This window comes from Streptomyces rubellomurinus (assembly GCF_000961885.1).
GTDB classification, from domain to species: domain Bacteria; phylum Actinomycetota; class Actinomycetes; order Streptomycetales; family Streptomycetaceae; genus Kitasatospora; species Kitasatospora rubellomurina.
In genome coordinates this window covers 146227-161267 of record NZ_JZKH01000001.1, presented here as the reverse complement: position 1 = coordinate 161267, position 15041 = coordinate 146227, and the positions used below count along the sequence as shown (strand labels likewise).

Here is a 15041-nt window from a genome sequence, read left to right as displayed (position 1 = left end):
CCCTGGCGCGCGGTGTCGAGTGCGCGGTGCCCACCGAATGGCCCGCGGGGGTTGCCGCCCGGACACGGCACGGCGGCGAAGGAAGCCGCCCGCACACCGGGGCCGGAGGACATGCCGGAGCCTACCGGGGGCCGGGCCCCCGCGGCGAGGATCTTCGCAGCTCACCCCGGCTTCGGTATCGAAATGGTACGGATCGGGTGGCGGTGCGTGATCCGGACTTCACCGGACGGCCACGAGCCCGGGTTACGGCACCTCCGGGTCACGGCACCTCGGCCTCGGGCTCAGCCCCAGCCTCGGCCGCAGCCTTGACGTCGACGGCCCGGCCCGGCCCGGCCCGACTCAGCCCACCCGGGCCGCGAACAGGCGCTGCCCCAGCAGCCCCATCGGGTGCCCGTCCGCCGGCAGGGCGAGGACGGTCGGGCAGCCGGCGGCGGTGAGCGCGGCCCGCCAGGCCTCGGCGGGCTCGGCGGCGAGGCCGCGGGCGTCACCGGTGACCAGCAGGTCGAGCTGCTCGGCGGTGGGGGCGAGCAGGAGCAGCCGGCCGCCGGGGGCGAGCAGGGCGGTGAGGGCGGCGGCCTCCTCCTCGGGCCGCCCGGTGGCGGTGGCGACGACCAGGTCGTAGCGGTCTCCGTCCGGGCTGAGGTGGTGTTCGGCGTCCGGGCGGGGGCGGGCGGTGAGGGCGCGGGCGACGGTGGTCTCGGCGCCGTCGCGGTCGAGTTCGAGCACCCGCAGCGGGGCGGGCCCGGTGTGGGCCTCGGCGGTGGCGCGCACCAGGGCGCCGAGCGCCGCGCCGAGGTAGCCGCGGGAGGCGGCCCAGCGGACCGGGGCGGCGCCCGGGCGGGGCGCCTCCTCGCCGCTGATCAGCTTGGGGAGCCGGGCGGCGCCGCGCCGTACGCGGTCCAGGGCGTTGGCCGGGCCGAGGCCGTCTGCCCAGCTCTCGGCGGCGGGGCGCCAGGACTCGCGGACGTCGGTGGCGGCGAGGGCGGGCGCGCCGAGGTAGGACGGACCCTGGGTGCCGGAGTCGTGCGGCTGGGCGTCGCCGTCCTGCCGGGCGCCGTCCTCCTGCCGGGCGCCGTCGTCCTGGCGGCTGATCAGGCCGTGCCGGGCGAGCGCGTCGAGCCAGCGCCGGACCCGGGGCCGCTCGGCCGGGGTGACCCGGGCGGTGGCCAGGATTTCGGCCTCGTGGTGGCTCTGCGCAGGGTCGGTGAGCACGCCGTACTGCTGGAGGGTGAGCAGCAGTGAGGCGAGCACGGCCCGGTCGAGGTGGGCGCCGAAGTCGCGGACGTGTTCGGCGGTGACGCCGATGCTGTGCTTCCAGGCGGCGGCCTCGGCGGCTTCGGCGTCGGCGCGCAGCCGGCGGTCGGCGTCCTCGTCCTCGCTGTGCGGGGCGCGGACGTGGGCGAGGACGGCGCCGAGCGCCTCGACGGCTTCGTACACGTCGTCCTGCCGGGGTTCGGGGCCGACGTGCAGGATCAGGCGCAGCGTGCCGAGGTCGTGGTCGCCGAGGCCGGGCTGGCGGCTGAGCCGCCAGAGCAGCGCGGAGGGCAGGCTGAGGTGGGTGGCGCCGGTGGCGGCGAGGGCGGCGAGCAGCTCGTCGGGCTGCTGCTCGGGGTCGCCGCAGTGCACGGTGCCGCCGGCGAGCAGGGTGGCGAGGCCGAGTTCGACGGCGAGGTCGGTGGCGGGGTGCAGCACGGTGTGCCGGATCGGCAGGGGGCCGAGGACGCCGGCCCAGTGGCGGAGCCGCTGTTCGGCGGTGCGGGCGGCGGAGGGGGCGAGCGCGGCGTGCTGGGCGACGCGTTCGGCCAGGGCTCTGGGGAGGCCGCCCGGCGGGGAGACGCCGAGCAGCAGTCCGATGCCGCTGATCGCTCGGCTGCCGACGACGACGGCGGGTCGGTCGCCGAGTTCGCGCAGCGCGCTGACCAGGGCGGGAGTCGAGGCCAAGGTGATCACTCCGGGGTGTGGGGGGAAGCCGCACCACTGTTCCACGCGTCCGGGCCGGGGGAGGCGGTCCACGGGTCAAAATTCCGTAATGATTTTCATATCGGCCAGCTAAGCGGATGGGTGATCTCCCTGCGAAGCCCCTGAAACTTCGCATTCCGGAACTTTGCCAAGACGGGAGGGAGCCGGGAGGCGAGGGTGTCTTGACAGGTGATCCACCCGCTCGGTTACCTGGGCCGAGCCCGTCCGAACCGAACGATCGGTAGGCCCCCGGGGGTCGACCCGCGAAGGAGCGACGATGACCGGCAGCGCACCCACCCCGCAGCGGCGCCTCGGCGACCCGATCCCGCCCGAGCTCCTCGACGCCGGCGAGCGGATGGACGCCGACGAGCTGCGCGCCCACCAGCTCGACCGGCTCCGGGCCACCCTGCGGCACGCGTACGACCACGTCGAGACGTACCGCCGGAAGTTCGATGCGGCCGGCGTGCGCCCCGAGGACTGCCGCACCCTGGCCGACCTCGCCCGCTTCCCGTTCACCACCAAGGCCGACCTGCGCGAGGGCTACCCGTACGGCATGTTCGCCGTCCCGCTCGACCAGGTCCGCCGGCTGCACGCCTCCAGCGGCACCACCGGCCGCCCGACCGTCGTCGGCTACACCGAGCGCGACCTCTCCACCTGGGCCGACCTCGTCGCCCGCTCGATCCGCGCCGCCGGCGGCCGGCCCGGCGACAAGGTGCACATCGCCTACGGCTACGGGCTGTTCACCGGCGGCCTCGGCGCGCACTACGGCGCCGAGCGGGCCGGATGCACGGTGATCCCGGCCGGCGGCGGCATGACCGCCCGCCAGGTGCAGCTCATCCAGGACCTGCGGCCCGAGATCATCATGGTCACCCCGTCCTACCTGCTCACCCTGCTCGACGAGTTCGAACGCCAGGGCGTCGACCCGCGCAAGACCTCGCTGCGGGTCGGCATTTTCGGCGCCGAGCCGTGGACGGAGGAGATGCGCCGCGAGATCGAGGACCGGCTCGACCTGCACGCCGTCGACATCTACGGCCTCTCCGAGGTGATGGGCCCCGGCGTCGCGCAGGAGTGCGTGGAGACCAAGGACGGCCTGCACATCTGGGAGGACCACTTCTACCCGGAGATCGTCGACCCCTTCACCGACCGGGCCCTGCCGGACGGCGAGAGCGGCGAACTCGTCCTCACCACGCTCACCAAGGAGGCCCTGCCCGTCATCCGCTACCGCACCCGCGACCTCAGCCGCCTGCTGCCCGGCACCGCGCGGCCCGCCTTCCGGCGGATGGAGAAGGTGACCGGGCGCAGCGACGACATGATCATCCTGCGCGGGGTGAACCTCTTCCCGACCCAGATCGAGGAGATCCTGCTGCGCACCCCGGGCGTCGCCCCGCACTTCCAGCTGCGGCTGAGCCGGCGCGGGCGGATGGACCACCTGACGGTGCGGGTCGAGGCCCGCCCGGAGGCGCCGGCCGGGCAGCGGGAGGAGGCGCGGGCGGCGATCGTGCGGGCGGTCAAGGACGGGGTGGGCGTCACCGTCGAGGCCGAGGTGGTGGATCCGTACACGCTGGAGCGCTCGGTCGGGAAGATCAAGCGGGTGGTGGACGAGCGCGGCTGAGGCGCGCCCCGGAGTCATGAGGTCGCCGGAGACGGACGGCTGTCCGGGGGGTGATGTCGTACGTCTCCGGCGACTACAGAAATGTAGACGTTCGACCGGGGCGGCGTCCAGCCCGGCCGCCGGCCCGTCGCCCGCGTCCTCGGTGCGGGTCCTCGGTGCGCGGGCCGACCTCGCTCCCTCACGGTGCGTGAGAACCCCCCTACGGGCCCTATGCTGCGGGCATGCCGAGTGAGCTGCGAACTCCCCAGCCGGTCGACGACCTCGCCTTCATCCGGCGCGAGACCGAGCTGAAGCCCGTCCCCTTCCTGCCCGAGATCAGCCTGCACATGGCGGAGGACGCCATCGCGCTGTGGGAGACCACCGAGCGGGAGCGCGGCACCGCCGACCTGCCGCCGCCGTTCTGGGCGTTCGCCTGGGCCGGCGGGGTCGCGGTCGCCCGGTACGTCCTGGACCACCCCGAACTCGTCGCGGGGAAAGACGTGTTGGACATCGCCGCCGGCTCCGGTCTGGTCGGCGTGGCCGCCGCCCTGCGCGGCGCGCGGACGGTGCGGGCCGCCGAGATCGACGCCTACGCGGTGGCGGCCATCGGCCTCAACGCCGAGTCCAACGGTGTCCGGGTGGAGGGCGCGCTGGTCGACCTGGTCGACGGCGACGGCGCGCCCGCCGACGTGGTGCTCGCCGGGGACGTCTTCTACGAACGGGCCATGGCCGCCCGCTTCCTGCCCTTCCTGGAGCGGGCCGTCGCGCGCGGCGCCACCGTCATCGTCGGCGACCCCGGCCGCGCCTACCTGCCCCGGGACCGGTTCACCTCGCTCGCCGCGTACCGGGTGCCGGTGGTCGCCGACCTGGAGGACACCGCGGTCAAGACCACCACGGTGTGGCGGCTGGGCTGATCCTCACCGCGACGGGCCCGGCCGGGCCGGGCCGGGCCGGGGCGACCGTCCGTGACGTGGAATTCCCGGCAGCGCGGGGGAGCGTCCTGCTAGACAGGCCGCCATGACCGACAAGATCGTCCTGCGCCCCGCCACCCCCGACGAGATCCCCGCCCTGCTCGCCCTCTGGGCGCGCGCGGCCAAGGGCACCAGCATCACCGACGACGCGGTCGGCGTCGCCGCGCTGCTGGCCCGCGACCCGGAGTGCCTGATCGTCGCCGCCCCGGCCGACGACCCGGCCCGACTCCTCGGCACCGTCATCGCCGGCTGGGACGGCTGGCGCTGCCACCTCTACCGCCTGGCCGTCGACCCGGACCACCGCCGGCGCGGCATCGGCGCCGCCCTGCTCGCGGCCGCCGAGCAGCGCTTCACCGCGCTCGGCGGCCGCCGGGCCGACGCCATGGTGCTGGACGACAACGCCCTCGGCCACCGCACCTGGCAGGCCGCGGGCTACCAGCCGGAACCGCAGTGGAGCCGCTGGGTCAAGCCGCTGCAGGGCTGAGTCCCGCTCAGCCGCGGAGGCGGGCCAGCCAGGCCTCGACCTCGTCGGAGCGGCGGGGGAGGGCGGCGGACAGGTTCTCGTTGCCCTCCTCGGTGACCAGGATGTCGTCCTCGATCCGCACGCCGATGCCCCGGTACTCCTCCGGCACCGTCAGGTCGTTCTCCTGGAAGTAGATGCCCGGCTCCACGGTGAGCACCATGCCCGCCACCAGCGGCCCGTCGACGTGCTCCTCGGTGCGCGAGTGGGCGCAGTCGTGGACGTCGATGCCCAGCATGTGGCCGGTGCCGGCCAGGGTGAAGCGGCGGTGCAGGCCCAGTTCGTAGACCTTGTCGGCGCTCAGGTCGCCGAACAGGCCCCAGGCGGTGAGGTGTTCGGCGAGGACGCGCTGCGCGGCGTGGTGGAAGTCGCGGAACTGCCCGCCGGGCTTCACCGCGGCGATGCCGGCCTCCTGGGCGGCGTACACGGCGTCGTACACCTTGCGCTGCAGGTCGGTGAAGCGGCCGCTGACCGGCAGGGTGCGGGTGACGTCGGCGGTGTACAGCTCGTTGGTCTCCACCCCCGCGTCGAGCAGCAGCAGGTCGCCGGGCTGGGCGTGGCCGGTGTTGCGGACCCAGTGCAGGGTGGTGGCGTGCGGGCCGGCCGCGGCGATGGTGCTGTAGCCGACGTCGTTGCCCTCGATCCGGGCGCGGACGAAGAAGGTGCCCTCGATCAGGCGCTCCGGCGTCGCGGAGTCGGTGCCGAGGACGCGCACCACGTCCTCGAAGCCGCGGGCGGTCGCGTCGCAGGCGAAGCGCAGCTCGGCGATCTCGAACTCGTCCTTGACCAGCCGCAGTCCGGAGAGGAAGACCTCGAACTCGGCGTCCCGCTCGGCGTCGAGCCGGTCGGCGAGGGTCCGCTCCAGCGCCGCGTCGTGCCGGCGCAGCACGCGCACCGGGGCGCCGCCGGCGGCGGCCGCGCGCAGGTCGTCGTGCACGCCGCGGACGTCGCGGCAGGGCAGGCCGAGCAGGCGCTCGCTCTCGGTCAGGCTGTTGCGGCGGCCGTCCCACAGCTCGCCGTGGTTGTCGAGCCAGAACTCGCCGTTCGTCAGGCTGGACCGGCCGCGCAGGTAGAGCACGGCCTCGTGGCCGCTCGCGCTGGTCGGCTCCAGCACCAGGACGGCGTCCTGGGACTGGTCGCCCGTCAGGTAGACGTAGTCGGAGGACGGGCGGAACGGGTAGTCGGTGTCGTTGGCCCGCACCTTCGGGTTGCCGGACGGGACGACCAGCAGCTCGCCCGGGTACGCGGCGGAGAGCGCCGCGCGGCGGCGGGCGGTGTGTGCGGCCTGTGCGATCGGCTCCAGGTCGCGGCGCTCGGTGTCGGCCCAGCCCTGCGTCATGCTCGCGGCCAGCTCGTCGGTCACGCCGCGGGTGAGGCCGTTCTTCCGGTACTTGACGGCGTCGGCGGGCTGGGCTTCGGACATGGCGTCTCCAGAGGGGGAGGGTCGGTGCGGGGTGCCTTCGCTACGCTGCCCGGTGGGCGTGCGCGGCAGGCGTACGGCAAGCGTTCCGTACGGTATAACGAACGGTGACGGGAGAGAAGAGGTCGAGGGTGAACGGTTTCGAGGGCTCGGTGCGGGGCGTCCTCGCCGCCAACCTCAAGCGGGTACGGGCGGCGCGCGGGCTCTCGCTCTCCGAGCTGTCCCGGCAGGCCGGCATCGGCAAGGCGACGCTCTCCCAGCTGGAGTCCGGCGCCGGGAACCCCACTCTGGAGACGGTGTTCGGCCTCGCCCGGGTGCTCGGCGTCCCGATCTCCGACCTGGTGGAGGCCGGGCCCGCCGACCAGGTCACGGTGGTCCGGGCGGCCGAGGTCGACGTGCTCAGCGGCCGGGGCGTCGACCTGCGCCCGCTGCGCCGGATCGAGTCCGGCGGCGAGGTGTTCGAGGTCTACGACCAGGTGGTGCGCACCGACGGCACCCAGATCTCCGCCGGCCACACCGGCACCGAGCACACCGTCGTCCAGTCCGGCCGGCTGCGGGTGCGGGCCGGGCGCCGCGAGGTCGAGCTCGGCCCCGGCGACTACATCGGCTTCGACGCCGCGCTGCCGCACGCCTACACGGCCGTGGGCGGCGAGCCGGTCCGCTCCGTCCTGTTGCTCCAGTGCCGCGCCGAGCCGCACCCGCACCTCGCGGACGGGGCCGGGGACGCAGGCGGGACTGTGGGCGGCGAGCGGCTGCCGCACCAGGACTGAGCGAGCGGTTCGTTCGGTTTACTGAACGGGCTGGAGGGCACTAGCGCGACGCCGGCGGTGGTAGTGCACCGTGAGGACGGCGAGCAGCGGCCCCCACGCGGCCAGCGGCCAGTACGCCGCGCAGAAGACCACGTCCCGCCAGGCGGACACGTGCAGGCCCACGCCCGGGGTGCCGTCGACCCGGTAGCCGAGGCTGACCATGGTCAGCGAGTACGGCCACAGCAGGGTGTTGAACGCCGCGCCCAGGCCGGCCGGGATCACCGCCGCGAGCACCGGCACCCGGCGCCCGCCCAGGACCGGGATCCACCGGGGCCACACCTCGCCCCACTCGCTGACCAACCCGACCGCCAGGAACGCCAGCAGCTCGCTCACCACGCTCAGCGCGATGACGTACCACCACTCGCCGCCGAACCAGTCCGGCGGCGGGGTGCCGTCCGCGGGGGCGTCCATCAGCGGCAGCCGGAAGTCGACGGCGAGGACCCGCCAGAGCCCGGCCGGCAGCACGGTCAGCGAGGTGAGGTAGGCGGCCCGCACCGCCCAGCGGGGCACGCCCGGTGCCGTTCGACCGTGCAGCCGGGCCAGCGGGGTGTGAGCGGCGGTCATGGCGAACTCTCCTGGTGTGACCTGGGGTTGAACGATCCGACGCATCGAGGATCGCGCCGCGGGCGGGGGTGCCGCGTCCGCCTCCGGCACCGCCCGTCCCGCCCCGTTCACCCCTTCGGGGGAGGCCGCCTGCTACCGGGACGGTAGCCCGCCGGGGCGATGCGCCGGCCCGGCCGACGCCCCGCGCGCTCGGCTATCGTGAGGCCGAGGAAACGGGAGGGTGGTGGGCATGAGCGAGACGATCGCCGAGTTCGGCTGCGAGGTGTGCTGCGCGCCGAGCGCGGAAGCGGTCTGGCGCGACCGGGCGACGGTCTTCGCGCACGGGACGGACGTGGTGGACGACTCCCACTTCATGGTCTCGACCCGCCGCTGCCGCACCTGCGGACAGCACTTCGCCTCGATCTTCACCGAGTTCATCGACTGGAAGAACGGCGACGACGCCCAGTACCTCACCCTCCTGCCGGTCACCCCGCCCGAGGCCGACGCCCTGGCCGCCGGCACCCTCACCCCCTTCCGGCTCGGCACCCTCGGCGCCGGCCGCCGCTACCTGAACCACGACCGCCCCAGCGGCGGCCCGTCCCGGGTCTACTGGCGCACCGGCCCCTTCATGGTCGTCGAGGGCCACTGACGCCCGGAGACCTGATCACCGGTACGGCCGCGCGTCGCTGATCGACTCCTCGATCCGGGCGAGGTGGGCGGCGAGGATCTCCTCGAACGCGGCGCGGCGGTCCGCGCCGAGCGGGCGGACGTCGCGGGCGAAGTGCGCCAGGGCGGGGAAGCGTTCGGGATCGGCGCCGAGCACCGCGACCCGGAACTGCTCCATGGCCTGCTCGTACTCCGCTGCGGTGATGCTGCCGATGCCGCCCTCGGAGGCGATCAGCGAGGCGATCAGGATCACGATGCGGTGGTACCGCACCGGCACCTCCTCGTCGGGCAGGCCCGAGGCGCGCAGGGCCTGCAGCAACTCCTCCATGACCAGCCGGGATCCGGTGCCGCCGGACGCGTAACGCCCCCACAGCGCGGCGAGTTGGGGCTGCTCGCCGAAGGCCTCGCGCAGGCGCAGGCCCAGGGCCGTGATGCGCTGCTTCCAGTCGCCCTCGGGGCGGTAGCCGTCCATGGCCGCCTGGAGGACCCGGTCGGCGACCGCGCGCAGCAGCTCGGTCTTGTTGCGGAAGTGCCGGTAGAGGCTGGAGGAGTCGGTCCCGAGCGCCGCGGCGAGCTTGCGCACGCTGAACGACTCGGCGTCGCCCGTGCGCAGCAGCTCCGCCGCCGTGTCCAGGATCTCCTCGGTCGACCATCGCCTGCGGCCAGTCATCTCGCCCCTCTCGTCCGGGCACAGCCTAAACCATGCACTCGTTGTTGCGTTTGGCATTGCGCTTGGTGTTGCACGCGGTGCGTGCATAATGAGGGCGGCGCACTGTTCGAGGGGAGAAGGACACATGAGCGAGACCACGAGCACGAGCACGACCACGGCGGCGACCGCGACCCGGCCGCCGGAACCGGACTTCGCGGCGATCACGCCCGAGGAACTGCGCACGTACCGCGACGCCGAGAACCGCTTCCGCGCCTCCGACGCCGCGCGGGCGATCCTCGGGGAACCGCACCCCGGCGCCGCGATCGCCTGGCAGCGGATCGCGCTGCCCGGCCGCGACCTCCCGGTCCGGGTCTACCGGCCGGCCCCGCCGGAAGGGGGCGCTCGCACCGACCTGCCCCTCGTGGTCCACGTCCACGGCGGCGGCTTCGTGGGCACGGCCGCGCAGTGCGACTGGACCAGCAGCCACCTCGCCGCACGGCTGCCCGCCCTCGTCGTCTCCGTCGAGCACCGTCTGCTCGCCCCCGACAGCCCGCTCGCGCACGCCGCCGACGACGGCTGGGACGTGCTCCGGCACGTGGTCCGACACGCCGCGCGGTGGGGCGTCGACCCGGCGCGCGTGGCCGTCTTCGGCGAGAGCTGCGGCGCGCTGATCAGCGCGCTGACGGCCGTGCGGGCCCGGGAGGCCGGCCTGGAGCTCAGGGCGCAGGTGCTGGTCAACCCCGTCGTCGACGTCACCGAGTCGATGCCCGACTACCCCTCGATGGCCGAGTACGCGGACCGCCCGACCCGGGCCCTGCCGCTGCTGCGGCTCTTCCGGCGGCTCGCCGTCCCGCCGGGAGCCGACGCCGCGGCGGTCTCCCCGCTCTTCGCCGCCGACCTGGGCGGCCTCGCCCCGGCGCTCCTCGTGGTCCCCACCCAGGACGCGGTCGCCGACCACGGCCGCCGCTACGCCGAGCGGCTGCGCACCGCCGGGACCCCCGTACGGCTCTCCGAGTACCCGGGAGCGAAGCACGCGTTCCTCACCCTGCCCGGCGTGGAACCGCAGGCCGCGGCCGCCCAGGCGGAGATCCTGGCGTACCTCCGCGCGGCCCTGACGAAGTAGCGGAAGCGAGGGGGAACGTGCCCGGGGCGGCCGCGGAAGCCGCCCCGGGCGTCGGCGGGCGTCGCTGCCGGTTCGGCCCGGCAGGCTGCGGGCCGACCGCCCGTGCGGTGCGCGGCGGGCGAATTCGGATCGCCCGGGCAGGTGCCGGGTGGCATCCTGTGGCGGGCTGGTCCGGGAGCGGGGGAGGGCTCGTGGGTTACGAGGTGGAGTGGGTGGAGCTGCCCGAGGCCGCGGGGCGGGTGCGGAGCCGGTGGGAGGACTGCACCGGGAGCGGCCTGGTGTGCGATCACGAGCCGAGGTGCGCGGAGGCGTACTTTTCGCTCGCGGAGCCGTTCCGGTTCTGCTTGAACGTCGCCGGGATGGCGGTGTGCCGGGACGGGATGCGCCGGGCCGGCATGAGCTACCGAGCCGAGCGGCAGCCGTTTCCGGACTGGCCGTTCGAGGGCGCCGAGGACTGGCGGTCCGCGAGCCGGGCCCGGCGGGACGCCTACAGGGCGGCCGAGCGGGCCGCCGCCGCGCAGACCGTGCCGGGGGGAGTCGGTGTCCCGGAGTTCAAGCTGTCGAGCAACGGCCCGTGGATCGTCGGCCCCCAGGAGATCGCCGGCGCCCTGGGCCGCTACGCCGTCGCCCCGGCCGGCCTGCGGGCCGAGCTGGAGGCCGCGGAGGTGTGGCGCGACTGGCTCGGCTGGCTGCGGGAGACGGTGACCCGCGGGGGCTTCACGGTCGGCTGAGCGGCCGCCGTCGGTCGGGCGTTGTCGCAGGCCAGGGGCATCTGGCAAGATCACGAGCGCGCGCCGGGGGCAGCGGACACCGCCACCGGCTTCGGTGGTGTCGGCGTGGGACCGGGGGGCCGTCAGATGATGGAGATGTTCGAGCGTGCCGCCGCGGAAGCGGGCTTCGCGCTCGACGGCTCGCAGACCGCGGCGGCCGAGCGGCTCGCCCGGCTCGGCGCCGACCTGTCCGCCCGCCGGCGCCTCTTCGGTGCCGGGAAGCCGCCGCGCGGTGTCTACGTGTGGGGGCCGGTCGGGCGCGGCAAGAGCTGGCTGACCGGGGTCTTCTACGAGGCGCTGCCGCTGCGGAACAAGCGCCGGGTGCACTTCCACGAGTTCTTCCGGGAGTTCCACGCCGTCCACGCCCGCCACCGCAAGGAGCGGAACGCCTGCGACCTCGCCGTCGCGGAACTGCTCAGCGACTGCCGGCTGCTGTTCTTCGACGAGTTCCACGTGCACGACCCGGGCGACGCGATGATGATGGGCCGCGTCCTCACCTCGCTGGTCGAGCAGAAGGTCACCCTGGTGGCCACCTCCAACTACCCGCCCGCCGGCCTGCTGCCGAACCCCGTCCACCACCACATGTTCGAGCCGACCATCAAGCTGCTCGAAAGCTCCCTGGACGTCCTGGAGGTCGCGGGCCCGCACGACTACCGCTCCCGCGCGAAGTCCCGTACCAGGGGCTCCCGTTCGCGGTTCGAGGGCGGGGGCTACCTCTGGCCCGGCAGCGAGCGGCAGCTGCGCGAGGCCGGGCTCGAACCGCCGGCCGCCGCCGAGCGGCAGACCGTCCGGACCGGCGGCCGCGAGCTCACCGCCCGCGCGGTGCGCGACGGTCTCGTCTGGTTCGACTTCCACGAGCTGTGCGACGAACGCACCTCGACCGTCGACTACCTGGGCCTCGCCGACCGCTTCGACACCTGGGTGCTCTCCGGCCTGCCCGAACTCACCTCCGGCCGCCGGGACGCGGCGCAGCGCTTCGCCAACCTCGTCGACGTCCTGTACGACCGGGACGCGACGCTGTACCTCGTCGCCGACGCTCCGCTCGCGGACTGCCTCCGGGGGGACGCGCTGCCCATCGACGTCAACCGGACCGTCAGCCGTCTCGGCCTCCTGCCGGTTCCTCCGTTCGGTGGTCCCCCGAGCGCGTCCACCGTGCGGGCGGCTGCTGTTCCACCACGCTGATGCGGACGCCGCCCGCGACGGCGCGGGCGGCCGGAGCACGAGAGCAGGGTGAACGACATGGAACACCGTAGTAGGGGATTCGGCGGGGCCGGGTTGGTCGCGGCGGCGATGGCGGGCTGTGCGGTGGCGGTGCTGGCCGCCGGCCCGTCCTGGGCGCTGCGGCAGCCCGACCCGCGGCCGGCACTGGGGGGCGTCGTGCCGGGCGCGCCCGAGGCGGCCACGCTGCCCGCCGTGGCCGCCAAGCCGTCCCACTCCCACCTGGAGGTGGTCCGGATCGACCCGGACCCGGCGGCGCCCGGCGGCACCACCACGATCCACGCCTTCGTCGCCAACTTCGGCCCGGACACCACCGCCTCGCCGTTCACGGTCACCGTCACCCTGCCGGAGGGGGTGACCCCGCAGGCCCCGTTCTTTCCCACGGACTGCAAGGTCGGGGCGCGAGGCAGGCAGGTGCACTGCGTGTTCGGGCCCGGCCTGCCGAGCGGCCGCAGCGCGACCGCCCTCGTCCGGATCTTGATCTCCCCCAAGCAGGAGCCCGGGATCCTGGAGGGCGGCTCGGTCGAGGTGCGCAGCGCGGACGACCCGGGCGGCGCCCGCCATCGGGAGTCGTTCGACATCAGGGTCGCCGAGTAGCCGAGCGGCGTCGCCTGACCGGGTTCTGACATCCCTTCGGGAACCGGCCCGGCCGCCGATCCGACTGCCTGGGTGATCACCCATCAAGGGAGTTGGTTCGACGATGACTTCGAGCACGGGCACCACCCGTCGCACGGTGCTCCGCAGGGCAACGGCAGCGGCAGGCGCTCTCGGTGTCGGCCTGGCCGGTGTCCCGACCGCCGCATCCGCTGGGCAGCGCGAGCGGATCCGCGTGGCCGTCCTGCTCTACGACGGCTTCACCGCCCTGGACGCGGTCGGCCCGTACGAGGCGCTGTGCCGCGTCCCGGGCGTCCGTGTGGTCACGGTCGGCCGCAAGGCCGGTCCGGTCCGCACGGACACCGGGCAGCTGGCACTCGGCGCCGAGCGGGCCATGACGGACGTGCCGCACGCGGACGTGCTCCTGATCCCCGGCGGCGGCAACCGCGGCACGATCGCGACGATGAACGACCCGTCCGTCCTGGCCTGGGTGCGCCGCATCCACCAGCACTCGACGTGGACCACGTCCGTCTACACCGGCGCCCTCGTCCTCGGCTCCGCCGGCCTCCTGCGCGGCGTCCCGGCCACCACGTACTGGGCCTCGCGGCCCTACCTCGCGGAGACGTTCGGCGCGGTCGTCACGCCGGGCCGCTTCGTCGAATCGGGCAAGATCATCACCGCGGCGGGCGTGTCCGCCGGCATCGACCTGGGCCTGCACCTGGCCGCCCGCCTCTCCGACGACGAGGTCGGCCGGGCGATGCAGCTCGCGATCGAGTACGACCCCGAGCCGCCGTTCGACACGGGCAGCCCCGAGAAGGCGGACGAGGCCACCCGGCAACTGGCCCTCAAGCTCGTCGCCGACGCGGCGGCGCCCTGACGCAAGGGGGGCGTCAGATCCGCCGGAACGATCGCCCGGCCAGGCCGGCCCCCACCACTTCGCCGTTGTCGTCGCGGCTGAAGTGCCTCCGCTGCCCGCCCGCCGGCCGCTCCGGGGCGAGGGTGGTGTCGAGCCAGTCGAACGTGACCTGCTGGAATCGCGCCATGGCCCCCATGTGGCAGTGCTCGCCCGCGCCCTCGGACTCGGACAGCGTGACCAGGGTGTGCGGGCAGGTCAGCGCCGCACGGACGAGTTGGGGCTGGCCGTGGAAGAACTGGTCGTGCTCGGCGTCCAGGACGAGGGTGGGGCAGTCGATGAGCGGGGCGACGCCGTCGAGGGTGTAGTCGGCGGTGCGCCGGATGTAGTCCGCGGCGGAATCGGCGCCGAACGTCCACACGCCGTTGCGCAGGGCCCAGCGGAGCTGGGTGGAGGCCTGCATCATCAGGCTCAGGACCGGGTCGGCGAGGTCGTCGCGCCCGGCTCCGACCCACTCCCGCAGGAACGGCGGCATGAGCCGGGTGTGGGCCTGGTGGTAGTCGTAGAGGCCGTCGTTCAGCACTAGGGCGGCCAGCCGGTGCTCGTGGGCGGCGGCGCGGGCGGAGAGGTAGCCGCCGAGGCTGTAGCCCATGAGCGCGAGCCCGTCCGGGGCGATCTCGGGGCGGGTGAGCGCGAAGTCGAGCACGGGGGTGACGACGGCCTCCCAGTCCGGGCGAAGGACGAGGCCCTGTTCGCGCAGCGCGGCGCCCTGGCCGGGGCCGTCGTAGGTGAGCACGTGGTACCCGCGGCGCAGCGCGGCCGCGCCGATGACGAAGTAGGCCTCCTCCAGGGTGGAGTCGAAGCCGCCGGTGAAGACGATGGTCGGGCGGGGCTGCCCGGAGTCGTCGACGAGGAAGAGGTAGCCGGGCAGGGAGGTGTCCTGGTAGGGGATGCGCACGGCTTCGACGGGAGTGTCCATCAGCGTCGCGGCGGTCGCGAAGGTCTCGCGGGAGAGCGCGGAGAGGGCCTTGGCCTCGGGGTCGTGGGCGGGGTCGTCGCGGCGGTAGAACTCGGCGGTGCGGTAGTAGTTCGACGCGCGCAGCAGGGCCTCGCGGGCGCTGACCCGGTGACCGGCCGCCAGGGCGGCGGTGCCGATGGCGTGGACGCGCTGCGCGGTCCGCTTCCACTCGCGCAGCCAGGCTTCCTCGTCGCCCTCGCCGACGTCGCGGAGAGTGGACAGGACCTCGCCCAGGTCGGCGCCGCCGTCGTTGGCGAAGCCGGCCGCGCGCAGTGCCTCGAAGGAGAACGACTCGTCCTCGTACAGGAATCGCATGGTGCACCTCGGGCGTTTGTCG

The 15041-nt window shown here is 74.5% G+C and carries 15 protein-coding genes; 10 read left to right on the top strand and 5 right to left on the bottom strand.

What is annotated here, in order from left to right:
• Nucleotides 1–339: 339 nt before the first annotated feature.
• On the bottom strand, nt 340–1941 hold the full coding sequence (locus VM95_RS00760; protein ID WP_157881957.1) for a hypothetical protein: 1602 nt from the start codon (nt 1939–1941) through the stop codon (nt 340–342).
• Nucleotides 1942–2236: 295 nt separating this feature from the next.
• On the opposite strand from VM95_RS00760, the gene paaK reads away from it, so the two are divergent.
• The 3 genes from paaK to VM95_RS00745 all read left to right on the top strand — a co-directional run bounded on the left by paaK (nt 2237) and on the right by VM95_RS00745 (nt 5005).
• Nucleotides 2237–3571 (top strand): phenylacetate--CoA ligase PaaK, encoded by a 1335-nt coding sequence (paaK, locus tag VM95_RS00755; RefSeq protein ID WP_045691936.1) that lies wholly within the window; start codon nt 2237–2239, stop codon nt 3569–3571.
• Nucleotides 3572–3792: 221 nt separating this feature from the next.
• Nucleotides 3793–4464: a class I SAM-dependent methyltransferase gene (locus tag VM95_RS00750; protein WP_045691935.1), complete on the top strand. Its 672-nt coding sequence runs from the start codon at nt 3793–3795 to the stop codon at nt 4462–4464.
• A gap of 103 nt (nt 4465–4567) precedes the next feature.
• Nucleotides 4568–5005, top strand: coding sequence for a GNAT family N-acetyltransferase (locus VM95_RS00745; RefSeq protein WP_045691934.1), 438 nt, complete (start codon nt 4568–4570; stop codon nt 5003–5005).
• A gap of 7 nt (nt 5006–5012) precedes the next feature.
• Here VM95_RS00745 and VM95_RS00740 read toward each other — a convergent pair whose 3' ends face one another.
• Nucleotides 5013–6464, bottom strand: a complete 1452-nt coding sequence (locus VM95_RS00740) for an aminopeptidase P family protein (protein ID WP_045691933.1) — start codon at nt 6462–6464, stop codon at nt 5013–5015.
• Nucleotides 6465–6592: 128 nt separating this feature from the next.
• On the opposite strand from VM95_RS00740, the gene VM95_RS00735 reads away from it, so the two are divergent.
• On the top strand, nt 6593–7231 hold the full coding sequence (locus VM95_RS00735) for a helix-turn-helix domain-containing protein (RefSeq protein ID WP_045691932.1): 639 nt from the start codon (nt 6593–6595) through the stop codon (nt 7229–7231).
• 18 nt (nt 7232–7249) lie between these two features.
• Here VM95_RS00735 and VM95_RS00730 read toward each other — a convergent pair whose 3' ends face one another.
• Nucleotides 7250–7834, bottom strand: a complete 585-nt coding sequence (locus VM95_RS00730) for a hypothetical protein (protein ID WP_052707063.1) — start codon at nt 7832–7834, stop codon at nt 7250–7252.
• 229 nt (nt 7835–8063) lie between these two features.
• On the opposite strand from VM95_RS00730, the gene VM95_RS00725 reads away from it, so the two are divergent.
• A complete protein-coding gene (locus VM95_RS00725) occupies nt 8064–8462 on the top strand; it encodes a hypothetical protein (RefSeq protein WP_157881956.1) in 399 nt (132 codons plus the stop codon).
• Between the two features lie 15 nt (nt 8463–8477).
• Here VM95_RS00725 and VM95_RS00720 read toward each other — a convergent pair whose 3' ends face one another.
• Nucleotides 8478–9149 carry a TetR/AcrR family transcriptional regulator gene (locus VM95_RS00720; RefSeq protein WP_045691931.1) on the bottom strand — a complete coding sequence of 224 codons (672 nt, stop codon included), beginning with the start codon at nt 9147–9149 and terminating at the stop codon, nt 8478–8480.
• Nucleotides 9150–9273: 124 nt separating this feature from the next.
• Here VM95_RS00720 and VM95_RS00715 point away from each other — a divergent pair, with 124 nt between their 5' ends.
• The 5 genes from VM95_RS00715 (at nt 9274) to VM95_RS00695 (ending at nt 13710) form a co-directional block, all read left to right on the top strand.
• Nucleotides 9274–10251, top strand: coding sequence for an alpha/beta hydrolase (locus VM95_RS00715; protein WP_045691930.1), 978 nt, complete (start codon nt 9274–9276; stop codon nt 10249–10251).
• A gap of 191 nt (nt 10252–10442) precedes the next feature.
• A complete protein-coding gene (locus VM95_RS43525) occupies nt 10443–10982 on the top strand; it encodes a hypothetical protein (protein ID WP_208615378.1) in 540 nt (179 codons plus the stop codon).
• A gap of 135 nt (nt 10983–11117) precedes the next feature.
• Nucleotides 11118–12203 (top strand): cell division protein ZapE, encoded by a 1086-nt coding sequence (gene zapE / locus VM95_RS00705; protein ID WP_244178560.1) that lies wholly within the window; start codon nt 11118–11120, stop codon nt 12201–12203.
• 57 nt (nt 12204–12260) lie between these two features.
• A complete protein-coding gene (locus VM95_RS00700; protein ID WP_157881955.1) occupies nt 12261–12836 on the top strand; it encodes a COG1361 family protein in 576 nt (191 codons plus the stop codon).
• A 103-nt stretch (nt 12837–12939) separates the two neighbouring features.
• On the top strand, nt 12940–13710 hold the full coding sequence (locus VM95_RS00695) for a DJ-1/PfpI family protein (protein WP_045691928.1): 771 nt from the start codon (nt 12940–12942) through the stop codon (nt 13708–13710).
• Between the two features lie 13 nt (nt 13711–13723).
• Here VM95_RS00695 and VM95_RS00690 read toward each other — a convergent pair whose 3' ends face one another.
• Entirely contained in the window at nt 13724–15019 is a 1296-nt protein-coding gene (locus VM95_RS00690; protein WP_063773424.1) for an alpha/beta hydrolase family protein, read from the bottom strand.
• Between the last annotated feature and the right edge of the window lie 22 nt (nt 15020–15041).